General features: G+C 44.6%; 22 protein-coding genes and 1 pseudogene. 3 read left to right on the forward strand and 20 right to left on the reverse strand.

What is annotated here, in order from left to right:
- Positions 1 to 62: 62 nt before the first annotated feature.
- From ltrA to FS666_RS15560, 6 genes and pseudogenes are all read right to left on the reverse strand, one after another.
- Positions 63 to 977 (reverse strand): annotated as a pseudogene (ltrA, locus tag FS666_RS15535) (group II intron reverse transcriptase/maturase); the annotation flags it as partial.
- Between the two features lie 35 nt (positions 978 to 1,012).
- The gene (locus FS666_RS15540; RefSeq protein WP_186306586.1) at positions 1,013 to 1,255 is read right to left on the reverse strand and encodes a hypothetical protein; all 243 of its coding nucleotides are present in this window, start codon (positions 1,253 to 1,255) and stop codon (positions 1,013 to 1,015) included.
- 316 nt (positions 1,256 to 1,571) lie between these two features.
- Positions 1,572 to 3,356, reverse strand: coding sequence for an acyl-CoA dehydrogenase FadE (locus tag FS666_RS15545; protein ID WP_144463271.1), 1,785 nt, complete (start codon positions 3,354 to 3,356; stop codon positions 1,572 to 1,574).
- Positions 3,357 to 3,372: 16 nt separating this feature from the next.
- Positions 3,373 to 4,548: an acetyl-CoA C-acetyltransferase gene (locus FS666_RS15550; protein WP_144463269.1), complete on the reverse strand. Its 1,176-nt coding sequence runs from the start codon at positions 4,546 to 4,548 to the stop codon at positions 3,373 to 3,375.
- 33 nt (positions 4,549 to 4,581) lie between these two features.
- On the reverse strand, positions 4,582 to 6,966 hold the full coding sequence (locus tag FS666_RS15555) for a 3-hydroxyacyl-CoA dehydrogenase/enoyl-CoA hydratase family protein (RefSeq protein WP_144463267.1): 2,385 nt from the start codon (positions 6,964 to 6,966) through the stop codon (positions 4,582 to 4,584).
- Between the two features lie 156 nt (positions 6,967 to 7,122).
- Positions 7,123 to 8,040 (reverse strand): proline dehydrogenase family protein, encoded by a 918-nt coding sequence (locus FS666_RS15560; RefSeq protein ID WP_144463265.1) that lies wholly within the window; start codon positions 8,038 to 8,040, stop codon positions 7,123 to 7,125.
- 144 nt (positions 8,041 to 8,184) lie between these two features.
- Here FS666_RS15560 and FS666_RS15565 point away from each other — a divergent pair, with 144 nt between their 5' ends.
- Positions 8,185 to 8,448, forward strand: a complete 264-nt coding sequence (locus FS666_RS15565) for a hypothetical protein (RefSeq protein WP_144463263.1) — start codon at positions 8,185 to 8,187, stop codon at positions 8,446 to 8,448.
- A 24-nt stretch (positions 8,449 to 8,472) separates the two neighbouring features.
- Positions 8,473 to 8,817, forward strand: a complete 345-nt coding sequence (locus FS666_RS15570; RefSeq protein ID WP_144463261.1) for a spore coat protein — start codon at positions 8,473 to 8,475, stop codon at positions 8,815 to 8,817.
- A gap of 192 nt (positions 8,818 to 9,009) precedes the next feature.
- Here the strand turns inward: FS666_RS15570 and FS666_RS15575 are convergent, their stop codons facing one another.
- The 3 genes from FS666_RS15575 to FS666_RS15585 form a co-directional block, all read right to left on the reverse strand.
- Positions 9,010 to 10,410, reverse strand: a complete 1,401-nt coding sequence (locus FS666_RS15575) for a sodium:solute symporter family protein (protein WP_144463259.1) — start codon at positions 10,408 to 10,410, stop codon at positions 9,010 to 9,012.
- Between the two features lie 155 nt (positions 10,411 to 10,565).
- Complete coding sequence (speB, locus tag FS666_RS15580) at positions 10,566 to 11,525, reverse strand: agmatinase (RefSeq protein WP_144463257.1); 960 nt, start codon at positions 11,523 to 11,525, stop codon at positions 10,566 to 10,568.
- A 33-nt stretch (positions 11,526 to 11,558) separates the two neighbouring features.
- On the reverse strand, positions 11,559 to 12,506 hold the full coding sequence (locus FS666_RS15585) for a D-2-hydroxyacid dehydrogenase (protein WP_186306585.1): 948 nt from the start codon (positions 12,504 to 12,506) through the stop codon (positions 11,559 to 11,561).
- Positions 12,507 to 12,656: 150 nt separating this feature from the next.
- Here FS666_RS15585 and FS666_RS15590 point away from each other — a divergent pair, with 150 nt between their 5' ends.
- Positions 12,657 to 13,544, forward strand: a complete 888-nt coding sequence (locus FS666_RS15590) for a LysR family transcriptional regulator (RefSeq protein WP_144463253.1) — start codon at positions 12,657 to 12,659, stop codon at positions 13,542 to 13,544.
- A 40-nt stretch (positions 13,545 to 13,584) separates the two neighbouring features.
- Here the strand turns inward: FS666_RS15590 and FS666_RS15595 are convergent, their stop codons facing one another.
- The 11 genes from FS666_RS15595 to FS666_RS15635 form a co-directional block, all read right to left on the reverse strand.
- On the reverse strand, positions 13,585 to 15,060 hold the full coding sequence (locus FS666_RS15595) for an aldehyde dehydrogenase family protein (RefSeq protein ID WP_144463251.1): 1,476 nt from the start codon (positions 15,058 to 15,060) through the stop codon (positions 13,585 to 13,587).
- Between the two features lie 13 nt (positions 15,061 to 15,073).
- Positions 15,074 to 16,033: an agmatinase gene (gene speB, locus FS666_RS15600; RefSeq protein WP_120074588.1), complete on the reverse strand. Its 960-nt coding sequence runs from the start codon at positions 16,031 to 16,033 to the stop codon at positions 15,074 to 15,076.
- Positions 16,034 to 16,108: 75 nt separating this feature from the next.
- A complete protein-coding gene (locus FS666_RS15605) occupies positions 16,109 to 17,263 on the reverse strand; it encodes an iron-containing alcohol dehydrogenase (RefSeq protein ID WP_120074512.1) in 1,155 nt (384 codons plus the stop codon).
- Between the two features lie 30 nt (positions 17,264 to 17,293).
- Positions 17,294 to 17,932 carry a cyclase family protein gene (locus FS666_RS15610; RefSeq protein ID WP_144463249.1) on the reverse strand — a complete coding sequence of 213 codons (639 nt, stop codon included), beginning with the start codon at positions 17,930 to 17,932 and terminating at the stop codon, positions 17,294 to 17,296.
- Positions 17,922 to 18,740 carry a carbon-nitrogen hydrolase family protein gene (locus FS666_RS15615; RefSeq protein ID WP_120074507.1) on the reverse strand — a complete coding sequence of 273 codons (819 nt, stop codon included), beginning with the start codon at positions 18,738 to 18,740 and terminating at the stop codon, positions 17,922 to 17,924. Before FS666_RS15615 ends, FS666_RS15610 begins: the two co-directional genes overlap by 11 nt.
- A gap of 358 nt (positions 18,741 to 19,098) precedes the next feature.
- Positions 19,099 to 20,490: a purine-cytosine permease family protein gene (locus FS666_RS15620; protein WP_120074504.1), complete on the reverse strand. Its 1,392-nt coding sequence runs from the start codon at positions 20,488 to 20,490 to the stop codon at positions 19,099 to 19,101.
- A gap of 36 nt (positions 20,491 to 20,526) precedes the next feature.
- A complete protein-coding gene (locus FS666_RS19895) occupies positions 20,527 to 20,697 on the reverse strand; it encodes a hypothetical protein (RefSeq protein WP_164876377.1) in 171 nt (56 codons plus the stop codon).
- A 138-nt stretch (positions 20,698 to 20,835) separates the two neighbouring features.
- Positions 20,836 to 21,933 carry a carbon-nitrogen hydrolase family protein gene (locus FS666_RS15625; RefSeq protein WP_120074502.1) on the reverse strand — a complete coding sequence of 366 codons (1,098 nt, stop codon included), beginning with the start codon at positions 21,931 to 21,933 and terminating at the stop codon, positions 20,836 to 20,838.
- Between the two features lie 62 nt (positions 21,934 to 21,995).
- Positions 21,996 to 23,417, reverse strand: a complete 1,422-nt coding sequence (locus tag FS666_RS15630) for a purine-cytosine permease family protein (protein WP_164876376.1) — start codon at positions 23,415 to 23,417, stop codon at positions 21,996 to 21,998.
- A 38-nt stretch (positions 23,418 to 23,455) separates the two neighbouring features.
- Complete coding sequence (locus FS666_RS19900) at positions 23,456 to 23,626, reverse strand: hypothetical protein (RefSeq protein WP_164876375.1); 171 nt, start codon at positions 23,624 to 23,626, stop codon at positions 23,456 to 23,458.
- Positions 23,627 to 24,253: 627 nt separating this feature from the next.
- Positions 24,254 to 25,561 (reverse strand): purine-cytosine permease family protein, encoded by a 1,308-nt coding sequence (locus tag FS666_RS15635; protein WP_144463247.1) that lies wholly within the window; start codon positions 25,559 to 25,561, stop codon positions 24,254 to 24,256.
- Positions 25,562 to 25,714 lie beyond the last annotated feature (153 nt).

A 25,714-nucleotide genomic window follows, 5' to 3' on the forward strand; every position in this document is an offset into this window, starting at 1 on the left:
GTACATTAAGCAGTATAATAATTTTTACTCTTATTGTCCAAGTTCATTTAGGGGCTAAATAGATAGGGCTTCTTCCTTGAAGTAATATCGCGGACTTTATCCTTCATCCGCTTCATACTTTCTTTGGCAATCCGAACTTTCGGCTCCCTATGAGAGGTGAAGCTGAATCCGAGAAATTTCCTCTTCCATGGGCGGTCAACGGCGGACTTGGTCCCGTTCACCTTCAGCCTAAGCTTTCCCTCGATAAATGAGGTAAGGGAATCCATGACCCGATGTCCTGCCTTTCTGGAATTCACATAAATATTGCAATCGTCGGCGTATCGGACAAATGAATGCCCCCTCTTCTCCAATTCCTTGTCCAGTTCATCTAGGACAATATTGGAAAGCAGCGGGCTCAAGGGTCCACCTTGCGGAGTCCCTTCTTCATTGATTGTCACTACACCGTTCATCATGACCCCCGATTTTAGGTATTTTCGGATTAGCTTAAGAAGCCTCTTGTCTTCGATTCGCTTCGCAAGTATGCCCATGAGTCTGTCATGGTTGACCCTGTCGAAGAATTTCTCCAAGTCCATATCCACCACCCAGCGCTTTCCCTCCTGTATGTATCCTTTCGCTTTCCTGACCGCGTCATGAGCGCTCCGGCCTGGCCGGAACCCGTAGCTGTGGTCTGAAAATGTCCGGTCATACATTTGGGACAGCACCTGGGCGATGGCCTGCTGAATGAAACGGTCCGTCACGGTGGGGATGCCCAGTAAGCGCACACCGCCGTCAGGTTTCGGAATTTCGACCCTGCGGACAGGCTGCGGTTCATAGGTTCCCCCGAGAAGTTCCGCTTTCAGGGAGTCCCAGTGTTCCATGATATGCCTTCGCAGGTTTTGTACGGGCATACCGTCCACTCCATGGCTCCCTTTGTTTCTCTCCACCCGTTTCAGGGCGGCAAGCAGGTTTCCACGCGACAGGATTCGCTCCATCAACATTCGTTACACCTCTTTCACGTGAACAGTCCTTCTTCTTATGCCAGTCTCTGCTCCACCATCTTGAAGTCCCCCATGGGATTCACCATTTCCTCCTTCAAGCATGCCTTTCGGTTATCTGTGGTCATCACAGGTGACTGAATGCCAAGAGTCCTGTTCTCTCTTAATTGTTCAGCCCTTCCCATCCATCTTAAGCTGGATGGTACTATGGCGTCTGCTGACTTCTGATAGTTCAGCTGTCCATCACTGGACAGGTTACCAAGAGTACTTGGCGTATCCATCAGATCTCCCCAGGTAAGAACGCAGTCTTTCCCTCCACCTATCCGCTCCATCTACTCGATATGGACTTCGGCAGAAAGGGCTTTGTTTTGTTAAGCAAACTCACCCAACCATACCTAGCCTTATATGGAGTTCGTGTTCCTCGGACCGGAGGTTTGCCTCCCGCTTCCTTCAGATTCCGCGTCACCACGGACACCCTTGCGTTAAGCTAGCTGCTACTTCTGCCTTCACAGCTCGGGACTTGCACCCTATAGACTGCGCCCATGCTGGGCGCACTCAAAAACGAGCAAGCCTCACGGCCTGCTCGTTCCCTTTTCATCAAACTACATACTTTTCCGCTGCGATCAACTGCTCGGCAGCCTCCCGCTTTTTCGCAATGACGTTGATTGGCGTGTGGCGCGTCAACCTGCGAAGGGCGGAGTTCATCATGCGGAAGGTATCTCCTTCCTCGATTGCAGCCAGGCTTTCTCTCGCCAATTGTTCCACCCTCACGATGGAATCTTGGCAGAAAATCTCTGTATAAAGCAGTTTCTGCTTATTTTTTTCCAGGCCGCTGCGGTTAATGGCTTTTTCTGTTCTAAGGACCACCGACTCCATTGCATAGGCCAGTGAAACAATGTCAGCAATCCTGGACAAGATTTCCTGTTCATTTTCCAATGCTTTTCCGTACTTCTGGGCAGCAAGTCCCGCAATCATGAGTGCTGCTTTCTTCGTACCGCCAGTCAATTGTTTTTCCTGGGCGAGCGGTTCATTGCCAGGTTCTTCCGGCATGAGCATCATCAGCTCTTCCTGAAGGGTTTGGGCTTTTTCAAGGAGCGGCAGTTCCCCCTTGAAAGCTTTGCGCAAATAGGTTCCCGGGACAAGTAGCCGGTTGATTTCGTTCGTTCCCTCAAAAATACGGTTGATTCTCGAATCGCGGTACGCTCTTTCTATCTCATATTCTTCCATGTAACCGTATCCGCCGTGGATTTGCACACCTTCATCGACAACATGGTCAAGGACTTCCGTTCCGAAAAACTTATTCAACGAGCATTCAATGGCGTACTCCGCGATTGATTTCGCCACTTCCGTCCCATCTTTGATCTCTTCGCCGCTGAGCCGGCTCATTCTTTCTTCAAACAGGCCGACCGTCCGATAGACCGAGCTTTCTGCGGCATAGATTTCCGCTCCCAACGTCCCGAATTTTTCTTTTGTCAAATTAAACTGGGAAATCGGTGTCTTGAATTGTTTCCGCTGGTTGGCATATTCCAAAGTGATCTCAAGGGCCCGTTTGGAAGCACCAACAGCACCTACCCCCAGCTTATAGCGGCCGATATTTAAAATATTGAAAGCGATCCGGTGGCCCTTCCCTATTTCTCCGAGCAGATTTTCAACCGGAACTTCGGCATCCTCCAAAATGAGGGTACGGGTCGAAGAGCTCTTGATCCCCATTTTCTTTTCTTCCGGACCGGTCGATACTCCCGGATATTCCCTTTCAACAATGAATGCGGAAAAATGCTCCCCGTCCACTTTTGCATAGACGATGAATACGTCCGCAAATGCCGAGTTCGTAATCCATTGTTTTTCTCCATTTAAAATATAATGGGTTCCGGCTTCATTCAGCTTGGCCGTTGTTTTTGCCCCTAATGCATCCGATCCAGATCCCGGCTCCGTCAACGCGTATGCGGCAAGCAGTTCGCCGGTTGCCAAAGACGGCAAATATTTCTGTTTCTGCTCATCCGTCCCGAACAACACAATAGGAAGCGATCCGATTCCGACATGCGCGCCATGGGAAATTGAAAAACCCCCGGCTTTTGCCATTCTTTCCGCAATGAGGGCGGAGCTGACCTTATCAAGTGCCAAGCCTCCATATTCCTCCGGAACATCGGCTCCCAATAGTCCAAGCTCCCCGGCTTCTTTCAACAGTTTGACCGAGCGGTCAAATTCATGATTTTCCAGATGCTCCACCTGCGGCATTACTTCGTTTGTAACAAAATCATCCGTTGTTTTCGCAATCATTTTTTGCTCATCAGTATAGTCTTCCGGAGTGAACATTTGATCAGCAGAAATATCCTCGATTAAAAATGCCCCGCCTTTAATGAGTTTTTCAGTTTCTTTAGACATCGCTCATTCCTCCATTTTATAAAAGTTCAAACACACCAGCTGCTCCCATACCGCCGCCGATACACATTGTGACAACTCCGAACTGCACCTGCCGCCGCTTCATTTCATGGGCGAGCGTCAAAGTCAGTTTCGCACCTGTGCATCCGAGCGGATGGCCAAGTGCAATGGCTCCCCCGTTTACGTTGACAATCTCTTCATCAAGCCCCAATTCCCGTATCACCTGAATCGCCTGGGAAGCAAACGCCTCATTAAGCTCAAACAGTCCGATATCAGACAATTCGAGTCCTGCAATTTCCAATGCCTTCGGTATAGCTGCAACCGGCCCCACACCCATGATCTCGGGCGCCACTCCCGCAACGGCAAACGAACGGAATTTTAACATCGGCTCAAGCCCGATAGAATACGCTTTCTCGCGGTCCATCACCATGACCGCTGCCGCTCCATCGCTCGTTTGTGAGGAATTTCCTGCCGTGACCGTGCCCGTGACAGAGAACGCCGGGCGAAGCTTTGACAGTACTTCCATATTTGTATCCGGACGGACCCCCTCGTCCCGGGAAAATTGAATATGCTTTTCTTTTAACTTATTATCTGGGCCTACCGTTCTTGCAACCACATCCACCGGAACGATCTCATCATCAAATTTTCCTTCGGCAATCGCCTTTGCCGCTTTTTGATGGCTCCGTACCGCAAAAGCATCCTGGTCTTCCCTTGATACGCCGAATCTCCTTGCGACCTCTTCGGCTGTATGCCCCATGCTCATATAATATTCAGGAGCTGATTCCACGAGCTGCAGATTCGGCCTGATGACATGCCCTGTCATCGGTACAAGACTCATCGATTCAGCACCACCGGCAATGATTGTGTCTGAAGATCCAACCATGATCCTCTCGGCGGCATATGCAATCGACTGCAGACCCGAGGAACAAAACCGGTTGATCGTAATACCCGGGACATCATCGGACAGGCCCGCAAGCCCCCCGATATTCCGTGCCATGTTCAGCCCCTGCTCGGCTTCCGGGACGGCGCAGCCAATAATGATATCATCGATGTTTCCTTCATAATCGCCTGCCCGCTTCAAAGTTTCTTTTACGACCAGCGCCCCCAGATCATCCGGACGCGTATGGGCGAGCGTCCCTTTTTTTGCTTTGCCGACCGGCGTCCTGGCACCGGCCACAATGACCGCTTCACGCATAAATGATCCTCCTCATTTCCTAGTAAACTTTGGTCAGTTTCTCAATGGTTTCCCTTTGACAAGCATATGCTGCATGCGCTGCTGTGATTTCGGCTCTGCCGCAAGGCTTAAGAAAGCTTCCCTTTCAAGGTCCAGCAAATATTGCTCATCTACTTCAGTTCCATACGGCACTTTTCCGCCCGCAATCACATATGCCAATTTCTTCGCTATTTTCATATCATGCTCGGAAATATAGCCTGACAGCTTCATGGCTTCCGCACCCAGCAGCAAGGCTGCGTATCCTGTCTCTCCAGTAACCGGGATCTTTTCTCTGACCGGCGGTTTATATCCTTGTTCATGTAAGGCCAAAACAGCCTGTTTCGCATCATAAATGAGATGGTCTCCATTGACAGATATCCCGTCCGCCTGATTCAAAAAGTTATTTTCCACCGCTTCTTCCGCTGAAGTGGATACTTTCGCCATGGCGATCGTTTCAAACACTTTGTTCGCCACTTGCTGCAAATCAAACTCCACGCCATCAGCCATGCTCTTAAGTGTTTTAATATAAAGCTCTTTGTTTCCGCCTCCGCCCGGAATGAGCCCGACGCCAGTTTCCACAAGGCCTATATACGTTTCCATGGACGCTTGGATGTGTGCGGAAGGCAGGCAGACCTCCGCTCCCCCGCCGAGCGTCATGCCGAATGGTGCTGCCACAACCGGCTTTTCGCTGTATTTAATTTTCATCATCGCCTGCTGGAACTGGCGGACGATCATATCGGCTTCGAAAATGTCATCGTCCTGGGCCGCCATTAAAATCAAAGCAATATTTGCTCCTACGCAGAAGTTTTTCCCCTGGTTTCCGATGATGAGGCCTTTGTAGTTGCTTTCTGTTTCTTCGATCGCATAATTGAGCATTTGAATGATATCGAAGCCGATCGCATTGCTTTTGGAATGAAATTCAAGGAGAAGCACCCCGTCTCCGACATCAATTACACTTGCTCCTGAATTTTTCTTTAACACTTTCCCCTGTTTTTTCAAAAGCTTCAAATCTATCACTTTGGGATTTTTGGGAATTTGTTTATATTCACCATTGGAAAAATAGTATTCGATTCCGTCGTTTTCTTGATAAAAAGAAGTATGGCCGCTTTCCAGCATTTCCTTTACCCATTCAGGAATCTTGATGCCTTCCTCCTCCATTTTGGCGACAGAACTCTCCACTCCGATGGCATCCCACATTTCAAATGGTCCGAGTTCCCAGCCGAACCCCCATTTCATCGCCCGGTCAATCGCGACGATATCGTCCGCAATTTCTCCGAGAAGCTCCGCTGAAATCGCCAGCACCGGCGCCGTCATCTTCCAGAGCAGCTTTCCTGCCGGGTCATCCGAATACATAAGCGCTTTCATTTTCCGCTTTGTTCCCTTTTCCTGCTTTGCCATTTCAAGTCCTGGCGTTTTGAACTTCTTCCGCGGTTCATATTCGAACGTTTCCGGATTGAGCTGCAGGATTTCCTTGCCCTTTTTCATATAAAAGCCCTGCCCGGATTTGCTGCCAAGCCAGCCTTTTTCAAGCATTTTGTTCATAAAATCAGGAACCTCAAACACTTCCTTCTCTTCGCCTTCCACCAGTTCGTACACGTTGTTGGCGACATGGATGAAAGTATCAAGACCGACGACATCGAGCGTCCTGAACGTGGCGCTTTTCGGCCTTCCGATCAATGTTCCCGTGATGGAATCCACTTCACCAATGCTGTATCCGCCTTTCAGCATTTCTCTGACAGCTATGAGAAGGCCGTACGTCCCAATGCGGTTTGCGATGAAATTCGGTGTGTCTTTGGCAACAACGACCCCCTTGCCCAGTACATCTTCCCCGAATTTTTTCATAAACTCGAGCACTTCAGGATCGGTCTTTTTTGTCGGGATGACTTCCAACAGCTTCAAATAGCGCGGCGGATTGAAAAAGTGTGTCCCAAGGAAATGTTTCTGGAAATCATCGGACCTTCCCTCAGACATCGCTTCCACAGATATTCCTGATGTGTTGGAGCTGATGATCGATCCTGCTTTCCTGTATTGGTCAACCTGTTCAAACACTTTCTTTTTCACTTCAAGATTTTCCACTACCACTTCAATGATCCAATCCACATCTTTCAGTTTGTCCAAGTCATCTTCCAGATTTCCGGCTGTGATCAGGTTCAGATTTTTCTTGCTTGTAAGAGGAGCAGGCTTTTGCTTCAACAGTTTTTTCAAAGCTTCTGCCGTATTCCTGTTCCGCACCTCTCTGTCTTCCAGTGTCAGGCCCTTTGCCTTTTCTTTTTCCGTCAGTTCCTTTGGAACAATATCCAGAAGCAGGGTTGGGATCCCAACGTTGGCCAAGTGCGCAGCTATGCCGGAGCCCATGACTCCTGAACCAAGGACTGCCGCCTTTCGAATTCGAAATGACAATGCAATTTCCTCCTTCACAACTTTGAATGAACACTCATTCATTTTGTTTTTAAAAAAAATCTCATGTATGAAATGAGTCTCGTTAACTACTAATATAACGGAATTGTAAAATTTGCGCAATCATTTCTAATTAAAAGTTCGAAAAATATATTGGCATCATTTCTTAAGCAATCCTTTTAATACAAATGAGACATTGGCCGGCCGTTCGGCAAGCCGCCGCATGAAATAGCCGTACCAGTCAGTTCCGTACGGAACATAGACCCGCATCGTATAGCCTTCTTTTGCAAGCTCCAATTGGCGTTCCGGCCGGATGCCGTACAGCATTTGAAACTCGAACTGATCATTGGATATGTTGTTGTCTTTCACGAATTGCTTCGTGAATTCGATGATCGCATCATCATGTGTGGCAACAGCCGTATAATGTCCATGCAAAAGATGCATTTGGATGATTTTTTTATAATTCTCATCCACATCCGCTTTGTCAGGAAATGCTACTTCGGAAGACTCCTTATAGGCTCCTTTGACGAGGCGCAGGCTGGGCGCATACTCATCCAGGTCCTTCATATCCTGGAGTGTCCGGAAAAGATACGCCTGGATGACCGTTCCGATATTGTCATACTCAAGCCTGAGCTGCTTGAAAATCTGAAGGGTCTTTTCACACCGTTCATAATCTTCCATGTCAATGGTGACAAAGACATGATTCTCTTTCGCCGCTTCCATGATTCTTTTCATGTTGGCCATGACAATGTCATCGGAAATATCCATCCCCATCGATGTCAGCTTAAGGGATATTTGCGAATCAAGCTTCTCCCGCCCGATCGCTTCGATTGCATTGATGCAATTGTCCGCCATTTGATCTGCTTCCTTTTTATTGTCAACGAATTCCCCCAGGTAATCAATCGTGGCCTTCAACCCTTTTCCATTCAGATCCCTGATAACGGCAGCCGCCTGTTCGATGGTTTCACCGGCAACAAACCTTGCGGCCCCGAAGCGAAGACCGTATTTTTTTGCCGACCTTGTAAGAAATTTATTTTTTGATAAAAACAAAAAGAAATTGCGCATTACATTTGCCATGAATGATGCCTCCTAGGAATGCAATTCTGAATGTAACCGCTTTCTCATATCGTACCACTTTTCAGTTTTGTTGTTTACCATTTTCATGAATAAAAATCATACGTGCACGCAAGCTATTTTTGTAAAGATCAAGGAGGGAAAGATATGCAAAATCAGCAAATGCCGAATCAGCAGCAGCCGATCATGCCGCAGCCGCCGCACGTCATTACAACAAAAGATCTCTCTTACATCAATGATATGCTGGCGTGGAACCTGCTGGCAATGAAAAAAGCACATTTTTTTGCGGGGCAGAGCCAGGACCAGGCCATCAAAATGGAAATCGAAAAATGCGGACAAATGCACCAGCGCCATTACGAAATGCTGCTTGCCCACTTGCAGGAAAAGCAGCAGAACAACAAAATCATGTAATGGAGAAAGGGGAAGAATGATAATATGAACAATCAAAACCAATCAGGTCAAAAAATCAATAACCCGTCGATGCAAGTTCCAAAGACACCGCAGATGAATGACCGTGATTTTATGAACGACATGCTGGCAACGGAAAAATACATGACAAACAGCTACGCGGTTGCTCTTCACGAAGCAAGCCACCAGCATCTCTATGATGATCTGCTTACCATTTTCAACGAAACGCAGCATGCGCAGCGAAGCTTATTTGAGCACATGTTCAAAAACGGCTGGTATTCCTTTGATGCGGAAAGCGAGCAGAAGATTCAGCAATCTTACCAGCAGCATGCCGGATATTCCAACCAATTTCCGTATGGCGGAGTTCAATAAACTGGCAAAAGCAGGCCCTGGAGGGTCTGCTTTTAGCCATTTTATGATAAAGCGTGTTTCCTATGGGGGAGGCAGGTGGCGGTTTCGTCTGCTTTTAGCCATTTCATGATAAAGGGTGGATCCATTGCACGAACTTTGGGTGAATTGCACGAATCTGAGCAGGAATTGCACAAATTCAGCAAAACCGTCCCGTTATCCAACCTTTATATCTTCTTCATCTTTCTCTTTTTTAGATGGGAAAAATGAAAGCAGGACAATTGAGACCAGGCTAACCGCCAAACCGTAAACAATCGGCTCTGTTGCTGTAATCCCCAATATTCCCAATCCCGCTAGAATGACGGCTGCACTTAAAATGATAGAGTAAAAGGCCGCCCGGGCGTTGACTTTCTTTGTAAACAATCCAAATATGACCGGGAAGAATAAAGCGCCTGATAATACGGCATAGGCAACGTCCAGAGCAACGAGTATATCTTGAATCCAAATGGCGCATATGATTGAGAAGATGCCGATACCTACAGTGGTCAAACGGGAAACAAGCATGAACTGTTTATCACCTATATCAGGCTTGAAGAATCTTTTGACAACATCGTTTGAAATTAATGTGGAGCAGGCGATGATGGTCCCCGATGCTGTAGACATGACGGCTGAAGCGACGCTCGCCAAAACAATTCCAAGAATCCCTGGGGGCAAAGCCACCATCGCCATCTCTGCAAAGACATTTTGCGAATCGGCGATATTTGGAATCAAGATAAAAGCACACATGCCAATAACTGCCAGTGCGATTGCGTAGACCATAGCATACATTCCTGCTGCCATCGTACCGTATTTTGATACTTTAGGCGTCCTGGCTGTAAACAGCCTCTGCCATATATCTTGTCCAACCATCAACCCGAGTGTAAACAGGATGAAATATTGGAAGATGCGGTCCCCGCCTATATGTCCAAGATTAAAAAATTCCGCTGGTAATTCCGCATTTAATGCACCCCATCCTCCCGCTTTAGACAGACTGAGCGGCAACATAAGGAAGAAAACCCCCACTGTCATTATGACAAACTGCACAATATCTGTCATTGTGACAGACCACATGCCTCCCAATGTGGTATATAAAAAGACAATTCCTCCGCCAAGGATGATACACAGCGGTAAATTCCACCCCAGCCAGACATTTAGAAGAGAGCCGATGCCGATCATCTGAACAACTGTCAACATCAAGGTATAAATAGCGGCAACAATTGCACTGACCAGTCTCGTCTCTTTATTGTAGCGTTTTTCAAGCATTTCGCTGATCGTCAATACTTTAAAGCGTGATATTTTCTTTGTTAAAAAGATTCCCAGACAAACGACACCCGCACCGATCGCAACGACCATCCAAATGCCCGACAGCCCGAACTCGTACCCCAGTTTGGCTGTTCCCATTGTCGAGGCTCCACCAAGTATGACGGCAGCCAAGCAGCCGAGATACATAAAGAAATTCAGATTGCGCCCTGCAACCATATACTCCTCCGAATTCGTCGCCCGCCGTGCCCCATAAACACCAACACCTGCAATCAGGGCAAAATAAAGAATAATGATTACGATGTCAATTGTCCCCATCAAAATCCCCCTTTTGAAAATAAGGTAAACGCTTACAAGTTTGATGCTTTTATAAAATATAGCATCGCTTCCGCCTGTTTAAAAATAGCGGTTTCTTATCGTTTCAATAGTCGATTCCTATGGTTAGGCGAAACCCGGCAAAGCGCCGGGTTTTCTCACTTGATGTCCAATACCGCCGTTTTTTTATTCAACGCTGCCAAACACATCATTTCAAACATGACATTAGCTGCCAATGCCGAAGTAATGTCGGCATGGTCGTATGCAGGAAGAACTTCAACAACATCAAATCCGATAAACCTGATGTCTGCCAGCTGCCGTAAAATTTTAAAGGCTTCCCTTGGATAAATGCCTCCGACCTCCGGGGTTCCTGTGCCCGGGGCAAAAGCGGGATCAACGAAATCTACGTCAAAAGAAAGGAATACTTTGTGGCCTTTTACCCGATTTTTAATGGCTGAAATCAGCGCAGGGATTCCCATTTCCAGCAACTCATCTGTAGTGATGACTTCAAATCCGAGTTCCCTTGAATCGTCGTATTCATTCACACTGTTCATGGAACCGCGCATGCCGATTTGAATGGATGACGCAGGATCAATCAGCCCTTCCTCGACAGCACGCCTGAATGGAGTGCCGTGCGTATATTTTTGTCCGAAATAGCTGTCAACCGTGTCTGTATGGGCGTCAAAATGCAACAAAGATACCGGGCCGTAATGTTTGGCAGCGGCGCGAAGTTCTCCAAGTGTGATAGAGTGATCCCCGCCCATGACAATGGGAACAATCTCCTTTTCATACATGGGAGCCAGCACATCGACCATATTTTCATATGTTTCTTGGATAAATCCGGGAACAACCGGAATGTCCCCATAATCCACTGCCGAAATATAATCGAAAATATTAATCTTGTGGTGGTTGGAAGAACAGCGGACCAAGGAAGAAAAGTTCCGTATCGCTTGCGGTCCGAGCCTTGCGCCTGTCCGGAAGGTCTGCCCGGTGTCAAAAGGGACGCCAACGACGGCCACGTCCACATCTTCCGTTGTTTTCACATGCGGAAGCCTCATGAATGTGCTGATGCCGCTGAATCGGGGTTCTTTGAATGTTGGATCCTGTTGATATTTCATCTGTCAGTTCTCCTTTACTCTCTTAATCTCGTTTTAAAAGGCCACTTTATTTGCCAAGTTGCCGGTTTCTCCATTTCTAAAATGAGAAAAGTTATTCAAGAAAATGCTTAAAGCCCTCTCCATGTATCTACTCGTCCTGGCAGACGCATGAGGTGTTACCAAAACATTTTCCATCCGCCAAAAGGGGTGTCCGTTTTCAAGCGGTTCCTCTCTGAAAACGTCCAATGCGGCGCCGGCTACTTTCCCGGACTTCAAAGCTTGGATCAGATCTTCTTCCACGACCAGGTCCCCCCTTCCAACATTAATAAAAACCACCCCATCCTTCATACATGAAACCATTTCACTATTGATTAAATTCCTAGTTTCCTTAGTAGATGGGAGCGCACTGCATACATAATCACAATCCGGAAGGATTTCTTTCAGCCGTTCTATTTTAATAACTCTGTTAAAACCATCGGCATCCCGGCCGCTTCGATTCACTCCAATCACATTCATCCCGAGCGCCTTCGCCTTTTTGGCGATTTCACTGCCAATGTAACCGGTTCCCAATACAGCTAAAGTTTTTTCATGGATTTCAAACATCTCCTCGGAGTATGACCATTGCATACGTTTCTGAAGACGGCGAAAATCCGGAATTCTTTTTGCAAAATAAAGAAGAGCGGCTATCACATACTCACTGATCGGAATGGCGTGAATTCCTTTCGAGGAAGTAACAAGAATAGATTGTTCCTTGGTATAGTTCGCCGGCAGCTGTTCCGTGCCGCTGCTTAATACGTGAATCCACTTCAAATTTGGCAGCTGCTCCAGCTCTTCAACCGTGACTGCGTCTTCAAAATTGCCGTAGGTGATCAGAATCTCCGTCTCCTCTTTATCCCTTGCACCAAGTTCGGCAATCTTTTTTTGATGGACACGCAGTTGCGTTTGGGCTGCCAATGTTTCTTTCAGCTCATCCGATAAATCGGGAGTTGTACAGACAATCACGAGATCACCTCCACTAAAATAAAAGTAGCACGTGAAGGAACGGTTGTGAAATTGACAAATACTATCGTTACGATAGCTCCGGCTGATGCATTCTCTGTCAAGCCGGATCTGTGATAAACTGTGACTAGAAAGAACACAGGGGTGGGGACCATGGAACTAAGAAATCTAAAGACGTTTCAAGTCGTAGCTGAATGCTTAAACTTTACGAAAGCCGCGGAAATCTTGAATTTTACACAGCCGACCGTCACAGCCCAAATTCAGTCGTTGGAGAAAGAGCTCAACCAGTTATTATTTTTTCGCGTCGGCAAAAAGAACCATTTGACCCCCGCCGGAAAGCTCCTGAAAAAATACACTGACCAGCTTTTCATGATTGTAGATGAAATGGAAACAGCTTTTTTGGAGCTTGGCAAACCGCACGGCTATCTTAAAATTGCCGCTTCAGAGTACTATTGCACGAACTTTTTTCCTTTGGTCATTTCCGAATTTCTAAAAACGTTTCCAGATGTCCATATCAACCTGGTTTCATGCAACAGCGACGAGGTCATCAAGGGAATTGAATCCAACACCTACGATCTAGGTGTGATTGTCGGGGAAATATCGAAAAACGACATGAAAAACATCGTGCTTGATGAGGAAGAGTTATTGCTAGTAGCCGGAAAAAACGCCATGAAGGAGTTCCAGGTCGATGAGCTGATTACCGAGCTGCCTTTTATCCGGTATCGAATCGAAGGAAACTATAAGGGATTCATCAATCAATACCTTCACCAGGCGGATCTCCACTCAAAGAAAATCATTGAATTTGGCAGCGAAGAAGCAATTAAGCGGGCCATTTTGAAAGGAACTGGATATGGCGTGCTTTCAAGCAACCTCATCAAAAAGGAAATTAAAAACGAAGAACTGATTCCCATTCCACTTACAGATCAAAAGTTCCATTTTAAAACATCATTAATCTATTTAAAGAAAAAAGAAGAAAAAGCGATTTTAAAATCATTCAGCGAAGTGATTGAAGAATTATGGACAAAAGCCGTGGAAAAATAAAGAAACTCAACAATGCATGATGCACTGTTGAGTTTCTTGATCAATCCTTGAACCAGCCTGCCATGCCGGGGTTCAAATTAATATTAATCTGTTTGACTTCCTGGAAGTCCTCCAAACCATATGTTCCTAAGCCTCTCCCGATCCCGCTCTGTTTATAGCCGCCCCACGGTGCTTCAACGAATGCCGGATGGTAGGTGTTGATCCATGTAATGCCTGCCCGAAGCTTTTTAATGACACGTAAAGCACGTGCACCGTCATTTGTAAAGACACCGCCTGCCAAACCATAATCAACGTCGTTGGCCAGTTCAATCGCTTCTTTTTCATCCTTAAACTTTTGGATTGTCACAACAGGGCCGAAAATTTCTTCCTGGACGATACGCATGTCCTGCGTCACATCCGTAAATACGGTCGGCTCAATAAAGAATCCTTTATCCAAGCCCCTATCCATGATTCGTTTGCCGCCAGCCGCAAGAACAGCGCCCTCTTCCTGGCCGATCTTGATATAGTTCAATATATTATTCATCTGTCTTTCGCTGACGATGGCGCCCATTTCCACGCCCTCTTCGTTTCCTGGTCCTACTTTGATCTTTTTGGCACGTTCGACAAAGCGCTCGACGAAACGGTCATATAATCCTTCTTGAACAAGAATGCGGCTTCCTGCCACACATACTTGCCCAGCGCCTAAGAAAATCCCGAACAGAGCCTGATCTACGGCAATTTCCAAATCCACATCATCGAATATGATATTAGGAGATTTTCCGCCTAATTCAAGAGAGATTTTCTTCAAATTGCCTGTTGCAGCCTGCATAATTTTCCTTCCGGTCTGGGTACTTCCTGTGAAAGAAATAGCGTCTACATCGTGGCTTTCAGCAACCGCCTGCCCAACTACGCGGCCATCACCCAAAATCATGTTTGCTACACCGGCAGGGATTCCAACCTGTTCCATGATCTCAAACACCTTCACTGCCGTAATTGGAGTGATTTCCGCAGGCTTGAATACAATCGTGTTTCCGGCAGCAAGGGCCGGAGCGATTTTCCAGACACTCATGAGCATCGGAAAATTCCATGGAACAACAAGCCCTGCTACACCAACAGGCTCACGTACTACCATAGAATGAATGTTTGGATCAGGCACATCAAATGTTTCACCCGCAGGCTTTGTTATTAATCCCGCATAGTACCGGAAGCAAGCCGCCGCATCTTCCATATCAAACTCGGCTTCGCCACGGGTCTTTCCGTTATCCATTACTTCCAATTCAACGAGTTCTTCATGATGTTCTTCCAATTTATCCGCTATTTTAAAAAGATAACCCGCCCGCTCCGCGGCGGTAAGATCTGACCATATACCGCTGTCAAAAGCTTCCCTCGCCGCTTTAATGGCTGCTTCCGCATCTTCCAGGGTTCCTTCCGCTGCCTGGGCGATCACTTCCCCATTGGCGGGGTTGATAATATCGCGAACCGCTTTGTCGCTTGATTCTTTCCACTCCCCATTAATGTACATCTGTAATTTCATCAAGGTCAGGTCCTCCTTATTGATTCTCCTGCTGCCGCCTTTTTTTCAGGGCAATGAGTGTAATCATTTCATAAATAACTGCCGATGCCAGCACAGCAGTGATTTCGTTGGCGTCATAAGCCGGAAGTACTTCCACCAGGTCAAAGCCGACAACGTCGAGCCCGTCCAGTCCACGGACGTATTCCAACGCCTCGTAGCTCGTCGGCCCGCCCACTTCCGGGGTTCCGGTGCCAGGCGCAAAGGCCGGGTCAACGAAATCGATGTCATAAGTGACGAATACCGGGCGGTCCTTCACGCGTTCATGGATTCTTTTCATCACGTTTTCGAAACCGATCTGGCGCACTTCCTTCATCGGAATGACTTCAAAGCCAAGATCCCTCGCATCTTCAATATCTCCCGGTCCGTAAAGCGGTCCTCTCATGCCGACCTGGATGGAATGCTCCATATCGAGAAGCCCTTCTTCTGCCGCACGTCTGAACGGTGTTCCGTGCATATATTTCTCGCCGTAATAATGCTCCCATGTGTCGCCATGGGAATCAAAATGGACGAGCGCTATTTTGCCGTATCTTTTATGGAAAGCACGCAGGTTCCCCAGCGTGATCGAATGGTCTCCCCCCATAATGACCGGGATGACATTTTTCTCAAGCAGCGGCGTCAGTCCTTCGACCATGCTGTCGTACGTACGAAGTGCATTTCCCGGAATGACGTTGATATCCCCGTAATCGACTCCTGAACAATATTCGAATATATCAATATCCATATCCGGATTGTACGGACGGAGCAGCACGGAAAAATCACGGATATGCTGGGGTCCGAAACGCTGCCCTGTCCGGTTGGATGCTGCCGTATCAAAAGGAACGCCAAGTACGGCGAAATCTATATCGTTAGTCGTTCTGACCTGCTCTAATCTCATAAAAGTCCTGTTTCCTACAAAACGCGGAGATTGTGATGAGTCTTTCGGTTTATATTTTGGCATCATTAGAGCCCTCCTTACAATAGCAATTTAAAATTCAGGATTTTTTTGGATGGCTGACTACACACCATCCTCCCTTTATTCCCCAAATGCTTCTTCAATAATTTCCAAATACTCCTCTTCAGACAGTTCTTTGGCATTGCTTTCGTCCATTGGAGTTTCTTTTGCTACCTTCGCCAAATGTTTAAAGTCTTCAGGTGACACTTTTTCCAATTCACCAAACTTCGGCAAGTTTAAACTTTTCCTCAATTTCATTATGATATTGAACCCTTCCATGGCTGCCTCTTCTTCAGTTGAGAAATTCCCCTCAGCACCTAATAAATAGGCGATTTCCGCATGTCTGGACTGATCGGCTTGAATATTGCGCCTAAACACAAAAGGTAAAAAGATGCTATTTAAAACACCATGCGGCAAATCGTAATAACCGCCTATCGCTTCGGAAAGACAGTGCACACTCCCAACATTGGAATTGTTAAAGGCAATTCCCGCCATCATGCTTGCATTCAACAGCGCTTGTCCAGCTTTCTGATTCTTTGAATCACGAACCAAGTCTTCAAGATTTTCCTTAATCATCACGATAGCTTTATATGCCAAAGCATCTGTCATTGGGGAAGCAAAACGGGAAGTATACGCTTCTATCGCATGTGTAAGTGCATCCATTCCAGTGCTCGCAGTAACAGACGGCGGGAGCGTTTTAATTAAATCAGAATCCAATAAGGCCATTTTTGGTGCTACCTTAGGGTCAACTATTCCCATCTTAAAATTCCTTGCAGTGTCTGTGATAACTGCAATCCATGTGACTTCACTACCGGTGCCTACCGTTGTAGGAATGCAAATTAGGGGAGTGATTTCCCTTTGAAGTGTAAAGTCACCTTCCCAATCCTTTATATTGCCTTCGTGGGTAAGTAAAACACCGACACCCTTAGCAAAATCCATAACACTTCCGCCACCAATTGCAATAAGGCCATCAACGGAGCTTTCCCGTGCACGTTTGGCAACGGCTTCAACTTCTGTATTTTTCGGATTTGGCTTGACATTATCAAAAATGGTGTAATTTAGACCTTGCTGTTTTAAACTTTCGTAAATTCCCTCTAGCAGACCGGCATTTACAATTGCTTGATCTGTCACAATAAGTACATTGTTTACACCATATTCTCTTAAATAAAAGCCTGCCTTCCCAGCAACACCTGGTTCAGACAATACGTTTGTTTGCATGGTAAATTGGAAATTCATTTTTTTAGCTCCTTTTTTTAATGTAAGCATTTAACACTTTATCGCAACTGCCCTTACTGGCGACCCGTCTCCATTGGCAACTTTTAGCGGGAGTGCGATAATCAGCGGGTTGTCAAAAGTAATCTGATCAAAATTCGTAAAGTTCTCTCCGATAATACCATTCACTACGGTAATTGCTTCGTGTACCGGGAAATCCTCGCCGTTGGGCGGATCAGCGTCTATTAAAAAGGTACGGACGCCAAGGTCAAGCATTTTCACTACGACTTCAATATCCACATAGGGATGGTTAAAGTATTCCTCTTGTCCCAGGTATTTGGTCCAGCCAGTGTGGAATAAAACAATTTTTTTCGGCCCCAGCTTCTCCATGTACGGGCTGGCATCATCAAGCGTTATTGCCTGCCCGCCTTGTTTACTTGTGACAGGAATCAAAACACCTTCGCCCATAAAATGTTCCAAAGGCAGCCGGTCAATCGTTTTCCCCTCTTCCCTAAAATGAAAAGGAGCATCCACGTGTGTTCCGGTGTGTGAGCCTATATCCAGATAAGAGGTATTGTAGCCATGCTTTGCGATTGTTGTTGCCGGCCGGATATTTGGTTCCGGGTCCCCGGGAAAAATCGGGAGATCGTTATTCAACGGCAAGGATAAATCCACTATTTTTTTAACTTCCATAGCGTTCTCCCCTCCATTGAATCGTATACAAATCTGTACGTTCATCGGACCGCATCGAATAAAAAGATTCCTTCAATTCTTGTCTCTTTTTAATATCTATTTCTGCTGGAACGATACTGCTTTCCCCCGTTAATTTTTCACTTATGACAGCTCCATCCGGCCCATAAATGGCGGATTTGCCGAAAAATTGGACGTCCCCATCCCCGCCGGTGAAATTGCATGTTGCCAAATAAACCGTATTATCCATTGCCCTTGCAGATGCCATCCGATCGTACGCCCCCTCATAAGGACTCTCCCATGCACTTGGCGCAAGAATGACGTCTGTTCCCTGCTTTTCAAGCAGGCGGGCCAGCTCCGGAAAAGCCATATCCCAGCAAATCATTAAGCCGAATGTGCCAAGTTTGGTTTTTACAGTGACAAGTCTGTTGCCCGCGGAAAACAAGTGTTTTTCCAAGGGGGTCAAATGCATTTTCTGATAAGTGGCCAAAAGTTCGCCTTCCGGACTGATCAAATTCAGTGAATTAAATAATTTGTCATCCTTTTTTTCAATCAAACCGTAACCGATGTACAAATCAAACCTTTTCGCCAAACCGGACAGGAACCTGCAAGAAGGACCGTCAGCAGGCTCAGCTTTACTCCTCACATGCTCTTCTGAAAAAATATAACCGGCAGCGGCAGCTTCCGGAAACAAAATGAGCTTTGTTTCCGGATGCTTTTGCATGCAGTCAATGATATAGGATTCCATTAAACGTAAATTGGCTCCGCCGTTAAAATCGTCCTGTACGACGGCAAGCTTCCATTTTGTCATACCGTTTTTTCACCTTCTGCCTACTCTATTGAATTGGAACGCTATTATTTCTTGAAAAAGAGGCTTTATGATGCCGGATATCGCTTTCAGCAGCAAAGACTTATACCGCTGCGCTTATAAAAGAGCCATTTAATTCTCTCTTTGATATCTATCGCAAAAATCATGCCAACAGAAAACGCTTTAAGAAAGGCCTTTTAAAGTTATTTTAATTCATTATTGGGTTGAAATAAGAAATATTGATGCAAAAATGTATTTTAATTTGGATTCGAATCAAATTATCGGCATTTGAATTTTTTTAATCTTGTCTACTTACAATGCCTTTCCACCAAATATGGTTTTCGCCATATTCATATCCCTATTAGCTTTTAACATATCCGCCCAATTTTTTGGGAATAACAATCATCATTGAAAAAATGTAGTGAAGTACTCCGCCAAAAATTGTCGCAGGAATGGATGCTGATAAATAAAGAAATACCGTGGAATTATCAAATGTGATTGGATTTAAAATAATAAAATAAGCAGCTGTTGCAATCACAAAGGCTGCAATCGCCGACCAATTAAAACCGCCCCAATAGTAGTAAGGTTTTCCCGAATGTGTAAAATAAAGGCTGCGAATATCAAGTCGCCTTTTCCGAAGAATAAAATAATCCACAAAGTAAATCCCTGACAGCGGCCCAAAGAAAGTTCCGCAGATAGCCAGAAAAGTATTAAAGTGGCTATAAACTTCGTCAGGGAAGAATATTAGCGGAATCGTTAAAAGCAGAAAATAGAATGTCAGCTTTGACCAATCCATTCTTTCGATACGCTTAATTTGCTTCAGAGCCATCGACGTTGAAAATACGAGCGAGGTGATGGAAGTAATATTAGCGAATGCTATAAAGACTAGCACAATAATCCCAAGCACCGCTCCGCCTAAAGGAACCATCCATTCGGTCGGATCACTTACCCCAAGTGCCAATCCCGCCATTAACCCAACTATTTGGCCGAATACTGCGAAAAAGTTTAAACCGATTAAATTCGGCCAAAATCCGGCACGTTGCGTTTTGCAAAGTCTTGATAGACCTCCCATAATCGGCCACCATGAAAGTCCTGCGCCAAGATTCAATTCAAATGCAATCATGTAATTCCACCATAGGTTAGGATTTGGGCTGGAAGGCTTAAAGGAAAAAACCTCAGACACTGAGTATTTGCTTAACAAGATGCCCAGCATGATAACAAGTATTAAGACTAAGCCTGGAGCAACAATACGATTTAACCATTTGATTGAAACTGGCCCTTTGGCGACAATTAGCCAACTAATGGCAATGGCTATAAATCCAAATATGATTACAGGTACAACTGATCTAGATGAGATATTGGTGACCTCACCCAAAATGTTACTGGATGCCCGCCCGAACATAATTGCCAGAACAGCGCACCAGCCGAACTCAACCAATACCATAACAGCTAAAGTTAGCTTTACACCTTGAATTCCAAACACACTGCGAAACGATACATATTGGTCTATTCCATATTTTGTCGACGGTAGAGTTGTCACCAATGCCATAAGCATAACTGCAAGAGTATTCCCCGCTATAGAGGCGGCGATTCCCATTTTTAGATCGACAAATTCCGAAAGTGTACCGCCAATTAGAAATCCCCAAGTGGCAATGGCCAACCCAATATTGACCATCGAAAAGTCAAAACCGTTCCAAACCCTTTCTTCGGGTAAAACGGGCAAAAGACCAAAAGTGCCATCATCCTTACTCATAGATAAACCCCTTTTCTTTTATTAACTTATGAATATTTATTGCCAGCCCCAATAAAAGATTAGAAACGAAACGACTACAATAATGCCCATCATCATAAAATCAAACTTTTGCAGTTGTTCAATAATACTGTCTTTTTTTCCATTATCGGTAAGTATAGAAATTCTGCGTTCAAGTTCTTTTTCATATTCAGGACTATTCTCTTCCATTTGTAAAATTCACCCCTTTTTTTCCTTAAATATCTTGTCCAGCCTGAATGAAATAAAACAACCTTTCGATACGACAATAAAAACAAGGACTGTCCAGAAAATGAGCTTCATTTTCTGGACAGTCCTTTGTAACTTTAGTCAATTGCGTAATTTACTTGTAATTTCCGATAAGTGGGCCTTTATTTCTTGCAATGTTCCTTCATCACCCGTTGTCTTAATCATGTCTACCAAATGTCTGTATTCAGTATTATTATAAGCAAGCTGCACCAAATCAGGGCGTGAATAATGGCCTAAAAGATCAAAACCGTTTTTTGCAGCTTTTATCATTGTTCCATCTAATTCTGCAACGATAAGGGCTTCTTTATCATAAACCGGTTCAACGATGTAACAGCCAAACGGATCAACGATTGAACTGCCGCCATTTGCCCAGTCCCAGTTGGTTTTTTCTTTATAAGGAAAGTCATCCGGTACTTCATCGGCAGGCTGGTAGCCGCATGCACTAATGACAAAAGTCTGCGCTTCAAAGGCGTGGGCCCTGATTGCCGGTTCAATATCGCTAGTATTATAAGACTGGGGGTTTTTTGACTCTTGGTCTACATAAGTCATATTTTCTGTTGGGAGTCCGCTCCATGTACCCGGCCAATTAGCGATGTGAATTTCTTCTCCCTGCAAGGCCATTAGTGCCCTGATCAATATCATATGGTTTTCCCAGCAAACCAAACCGCCAATACGTCCGATATCTGTATCGTATACTTTAAGATTATCTCCACCGCCTCCCATACCGTGAAAACATCTCTCCTGGTTGGTCGGCACAACCTTTCTATGCCTCCCATACAAACTCCCTTTTTTATCAAAATACAGCATCGTATTGTAAAGTGTACGGGAACCCACAGCATCGTCAAGTTCCGTACACCCCATGTTAAGATGAACATTTGCTTGACGTGCTGCCTCTCCCAATAAAGCGGTGTCTTCCGTCCCAACAACAACTGATTCCTCTTGAAACTTTACATGGACATCAAACCAATCAGTAGACGGATCGTTATATCCCTGTTGCCAGTACGGAAATGCCGGAATATAAGATTCGGGGAAAACAACAAGGTCTGCTCCTTCTTTTCCTGCCTTATGAATGTAATCTATTGCCTTTTCAATTGTCCTTTTTTTATCCAAAAAAACAGGTGAAACTTGGGCTATTGCTACAGTAATTTTATCTTTTCCCCCAAATATTGCCTTCCCCATTTTGCAGCACTCCTTTTATCGATTATAAATAATCCTCGACAACCAAACCTCAATTTTAACCATTAAGCACTTTTCTCGCCTTTTTCCCTTTTTTCAGATGCATCATATCCACCCATTCCTTTTGGAATGACAAATAACTTTGTTATCACGTAATACAGGATTCCTGCTAAAAGCATTGCCGGCAACGTAGCAGAGGCATAATCGAAGAAGGCTGACCCTTCAAAACTAATCGGATCGATTATTAAAAAGTATACAAATACCGAGATAGCTACTGATATGATTGGAGTGATATTGTACCCTCCAATAAAATCATAAGGCTTTCCGGGTGTATCCAAATAAAGAGCCCTCATATCTATTCGTTGTTTGCGCAATAAATAGTAATCCACAAACATGACTGTCGATAATGGTCCAAACACTGTTCCGCATGCCGCTAAAAACAGGCTGAAGTTCCCATATATTACTTCAGGGAAGAGGGCAAACACAGCTGTACATGTTAAAAACAGCAGTGTTAAGTTTTCCCATTTCATATTTCTAAAGAACTTAATTTGTTTTAAAGCCATACAAGTAGAGAAGACAAGCGATGTCATGGCAGTAACGTTAGCAAATGAAATAATGATCAATGCGATCAAACCTAGGACTGCTCCACCTATCGGGATCATCCAAGCAGTCGGATCGCTATCACCGATGGCCAATCCAGCCAATAGTCCGATCATCGTTCCCAACACTGCACAAATATTAACTCCAATCATATTCGGCCATAAGGCAGCCCGCTCCGATTTTGTTAACCGGGTCAGCCCTCCCATGATGGGCCACCAGGAAAACCCTGAACCAAGGCCAAGTTCAAAGGCAACAATATAGTTGTGTAAATCATTTGGAAAAGGGCTTATTGGCTGTAGCGCTAACATTTCACCAAAGCTGTATTGCTGGGACAGCATGTAAAACATAACGATTAACATAGTTACCAACAATGGGGCTACAATCCGGTTTAACCAATTGATGGAATTGGAACCCCTTGATACAATTATCCAGCTTATCACTATAGCCATAAGTGCAAAAATGATAACAGTTGTGTTGGAGACAGACGGCGTATTTGTTATAGCACCATAAGCATTACTGCTTGCCTTTCCAAACATAACAGCTAATGTGGCTACCCATCCAAATTCTACAATGACCATTAATATTACAGGAATCTTGGTTCCCTTTTTTCCAAATATACTCCGTAAAAATATATACTGGTCAATCCCATACCTGCTTGATGGAATGGCATTTGACAAAGCTACAAAAAGAACGGAGATTGTATTACCTGCTAATGTGGCAATAAACCCCATTTTCAAACCTACGAAAAGCGATAATGTACCACCAATTAAAAAACACCATGTTGCGATAGCAAGACCAATATTCACCATTGAAAAGTCAAGGCTTCCCCATGTCCTTTCTTTGGGAAGTAGTGGCAAAAGATCACTTTGTCCATTAGATTTTTCCACTTGGCAACGCACCTCTTTCATTTTTAATCAATTTATTTTTATAAAATCCGACCGAAAAGCAATAATAAAACAGCTAGAAAACTTAGTATTCCTATCAGGATATAATCGATGGTGCTCAACCTTTTATCAGGTGTATCTGCATTGCTTATTATTTCAATTCTTTTCTCCACTTCTTCCACAAATTCTTTATCAAATTCAGAAGTATTCATGCTTTCCCCTCCAAAACCTATATTTTTTGAAAAATTCTATAATTCCCTAAGTAATCCTTTCCAAAAAGGGGCAATATTTTATCAGAAATTTTCCAAACAATCTAATTAACATTAGGAAAGATCTCCCACACCTCATTATCCAATAACATTAGTTTTACTCTTCAATTCATATGAAATCCCCCTTGAATGAAGCGTATACAAATCTGTCCACGCATCTGGCTGCATAGGTAGTTCTTTTTCTTAATTTTATCAATGCAAATATCATGCCAATTAGAAAAGCCCTTCATTAACCCTTCGTGTTGATTTATGTCGAAATGAGTAATTTATTAATGAATCAAAACTGGAAACATCAATTCAAAAATGCATTTTGATTCATATTTGAATTGATGTTTTAATATAAAAAACGGCCCGCAAAGCGGACCGCCTCTTTAGCCTTTTGATGAAAACATATAATAGTGACTGCCGGCTCGGCATTGCTTCTCACTGCTCTTCCAATAATAAATTACCGGACCGAAAAACAAATTGTTTCCGGATTCTTCTGCATGCAGCCCATAATATGAGATTCAATCTATGGCAAACTGCTTCCACCGTTAAAATCACTCTGTACGACGGCTAATTTCCATTTTTTCATGCTGTTTTCTCACTTTTCCCTTTTGTGATAGAACTGGAACTCATCATTTTTGCCAACACTGTATAAAGAATTCCTGCTAAAAAGAACGTGATAACAGTTGATCCGATGGTCAGTGGACTGACATAAGTGAAATAAAGAGCAAAAGCAGCACTGAGTGCATAAGCAATAAACGCAGCTGGGTGAAACCCTTTTATATAGCGATATAAACCTTTTTTATCAAGAGCTATATCATCAGCGTCGTAACGTTGTTTTTTCACGATGTAGAAATCGGCCATCATAATAGAAAAAATCGGAATATACAAAGTTGCAATAAATAGTACAAAATCAAAGAAATGTGTCATTAATCTCTCCTTTAATAATGCACCCATGACTGTTATGACTCCCAATATAATAGCTGACTTCCAAAAGGAAGCTTTCGGAAATACATTTAAAAATGACATATTTGCACTGTATAGGGCCATCGCATTTGTCGATACGACAGAAAGAAAAACTACAATGGCTGCAACAAGACCGAAACCATGAGCGGCAAGAAGTACAACAGGGTCATACGTCTGCTCCATCCCAAGTACAAGACTGAAGCCACCTACAGCAGCTCCAAGGCCTAATGCCAGCATCGATGCCAATATATAGCCCAAATAAGTGGCAATCATCCCGCCAGTTTCAGATTTAGCACTCCGGTTATAATCACAAACTGAAGACATCCAAGAAAAAGCGGTTGCTATAACAACATCGAAGGCAATAATAACTGTTGTTTCCGGATTCTCCGACAATTGAAGTTGGATAAGAGAATGAACGTCATATGCGGTAAACAATTTATAAAATATGGTAAATGACAAAATTAACATTGCACTTGAAATAAACCGTTGAACTTTATCAATACCACGTATACCATATATGGCAATGAAGATGACAAGCCCCTGAGTCAGGATGGTAAATAAATTTATATTACTATAACCGGTTAGAAAATTAATTGCATAATCCAGACTTAATCCTGCCATATAAGCCTGAATCCAACTCCAACCGATAAGTATGACTGTATTGGCAGCCGCTGGTAGGAGGGCACCTTTTTGCCCAAAAGCTGCCCTGGCAATAACCATAGTCGGCAAGCCTGTCTTCGTTCCGATTCTTCCCATCAGCGCAATCGGGATAGCCCCAATTACCGAACCGAGGAATATCGCCTTTAGTGCATCTAAGAATGAAATGTCAGGTAAGAAAAGCATCCCAGTTAAAATTGTTGTAATAACAAAGTTAGCCGATACCCAAATAGAAAAAATACCAAAGAATCCTACAGTTCGCTGCTGCATCGACAGCGGGCGTATATTATCATTGCCAAGTGCGGCTTCTGAAACCTCTCCCCATTAAAATGGGGAGGTTCCCGGACCCTAAAGGGTCACGGTTCCATTGCGACAAATCGCAATGGCGCGTGTGTACTTTGTGCTTTTCCCTTTCCGGATGAG

The organism is Siminovitchia fortis (assembly GCF_007681465.1).
Taxonomy (GTDB): domain Bacteria; phylum Bacillota; class Bacilli; order Bacillales; family Bacillaceae_C; genus Siminovitchia; species Siminovitchia fortis.

Excerpts from the sequence above, each read along its gene's own strand:
- FS666_RS15540 (WP_186306586.1), bottom strand. The coding sequence starts at position 1,255 with ATGGATACGCCAAGTACTCTTGGTAACCTGTCCAGTGATGGACAGCTG.
- FS666_RS15545 (WP_144463271.1), bottom strand. The coding sequence starts at position 3,356 with ATGTCTAAAGAAACTGAAAAACTCATTAAAGGCGGGGCATTTTTAATC.
- FS666_RS15550 (WP_144463269.1), bottom strand. The coding sequence starts at position 4,548 with ATGCGTGAAGCGGTCATTGTGGCCGGTGCCAGGACGCCGGTCGGCAAA.
- FS666_RS15560 (WP_144463265.1), bottom strand. The coding sequence starts at position 8,040 with ATGGCAAATGTAATGCGCAATTTCTTTTTGTTTTTATCAAAAAATAAA.
- FS666_RS15565 (WP_144463263.1), top strand. The coding sequence starts at position 8,185 with ATGCAAAATCAGCAAATGCCGAATCAGCAGCAGCCGATCATGCCGCAG.
- FS666_RS15570 (WP_144463261.1), top strand. The coding sequence starts at position 8,473 with ATGAACAATCAAAACCAATCAGGTCAAAAAATCAATAACCCGTCGATG.
- FS666_RS15575 (WP_144463259.1), bottom strand. The coding sequence starts at position 10,410 with ATGGGGACAATTGACATCGTAATCATTATTCTTTATTTTGCCCTGATT.
- speB (WP_144463257.1), bottom strand. The coding sequence starts at position 11,525 with ATGAAATATCAACAGGATCCAACATTCAAAGAACCCCGATTCAGCGGC.
- FS666_RS15590 (WP_144463253.1), top strand. The coding sequence starts at position 12,657 with ATGGAACTAAGAAATCTAAAGACGTTTCAAGTCGTAGCTGAATGCTTA.
- speB (WP_120074588.1), bottom strand. The coding sequence starts at position 16,033 with ATGCCAAAATATAAACCGAAAGACTCATCACAATCTCCGCGTTTTGTA.
- FS666_RS15605 (WP_120074512.1), bottom strand. The coding sequence starts at position 17,263 with ATGAATTTCCAATTTACCATGCAAACAAACGTATTGTCTGAACCAGGT.
- FS666_RS15610 (WP_144463249.1), bottom strand. The coding sequence starts at position 17,932 with ATGGAAGTTAAAAAAATAGTGGATTTATCCTTGCCGTTGAATAACGAT.
- FS666_RS15615 (WP_120074507.1), bottom strand. The coding sequence starts at position 18,740 with ATGACAAAATGGAAGCTTGCCGTCGTACAGGACGATTTTAACGGCGGA.
- FS666_RS15620 (WP_120074504.1), bottom strand. The coding sequence starts at position 20,490 with ATGAGTAAGGATGATGGCACTTTTGGTCTTTTGCCCGTTTTACCCGAA.
- FS666_RS19895 (WP_164876377.1), bottom strand. The coding sequence starts at position 20,697 with ATGGAAGAGAATAGTCCTGAATATGAAAAAGAACTTGAACGCAGAATT.
- FS666_RS15625 (WP_120074502.1), bottom strand. The coding sequence starts at position 21,933 with ATGGGGAAGGCAATATTTGGGGGAAAAGATAAAATTACTGTAGCAATA.
- FS666_RS19900 (WP_164876375.1), bottom strand. The coding sequence starts at position 23,626 with ATGAATACTTCTGAATTTGATAAAGAATTTGTGGAAGAAGTGGAGAAA.
- FS666_RS15635 (WP_144463247.1), bottom strand. The coding sequence starts at position 25,561 with ATGCAGCAGCGAACTGTAGGATTCTTTGGTATTTTTTCTATTTGGGTA.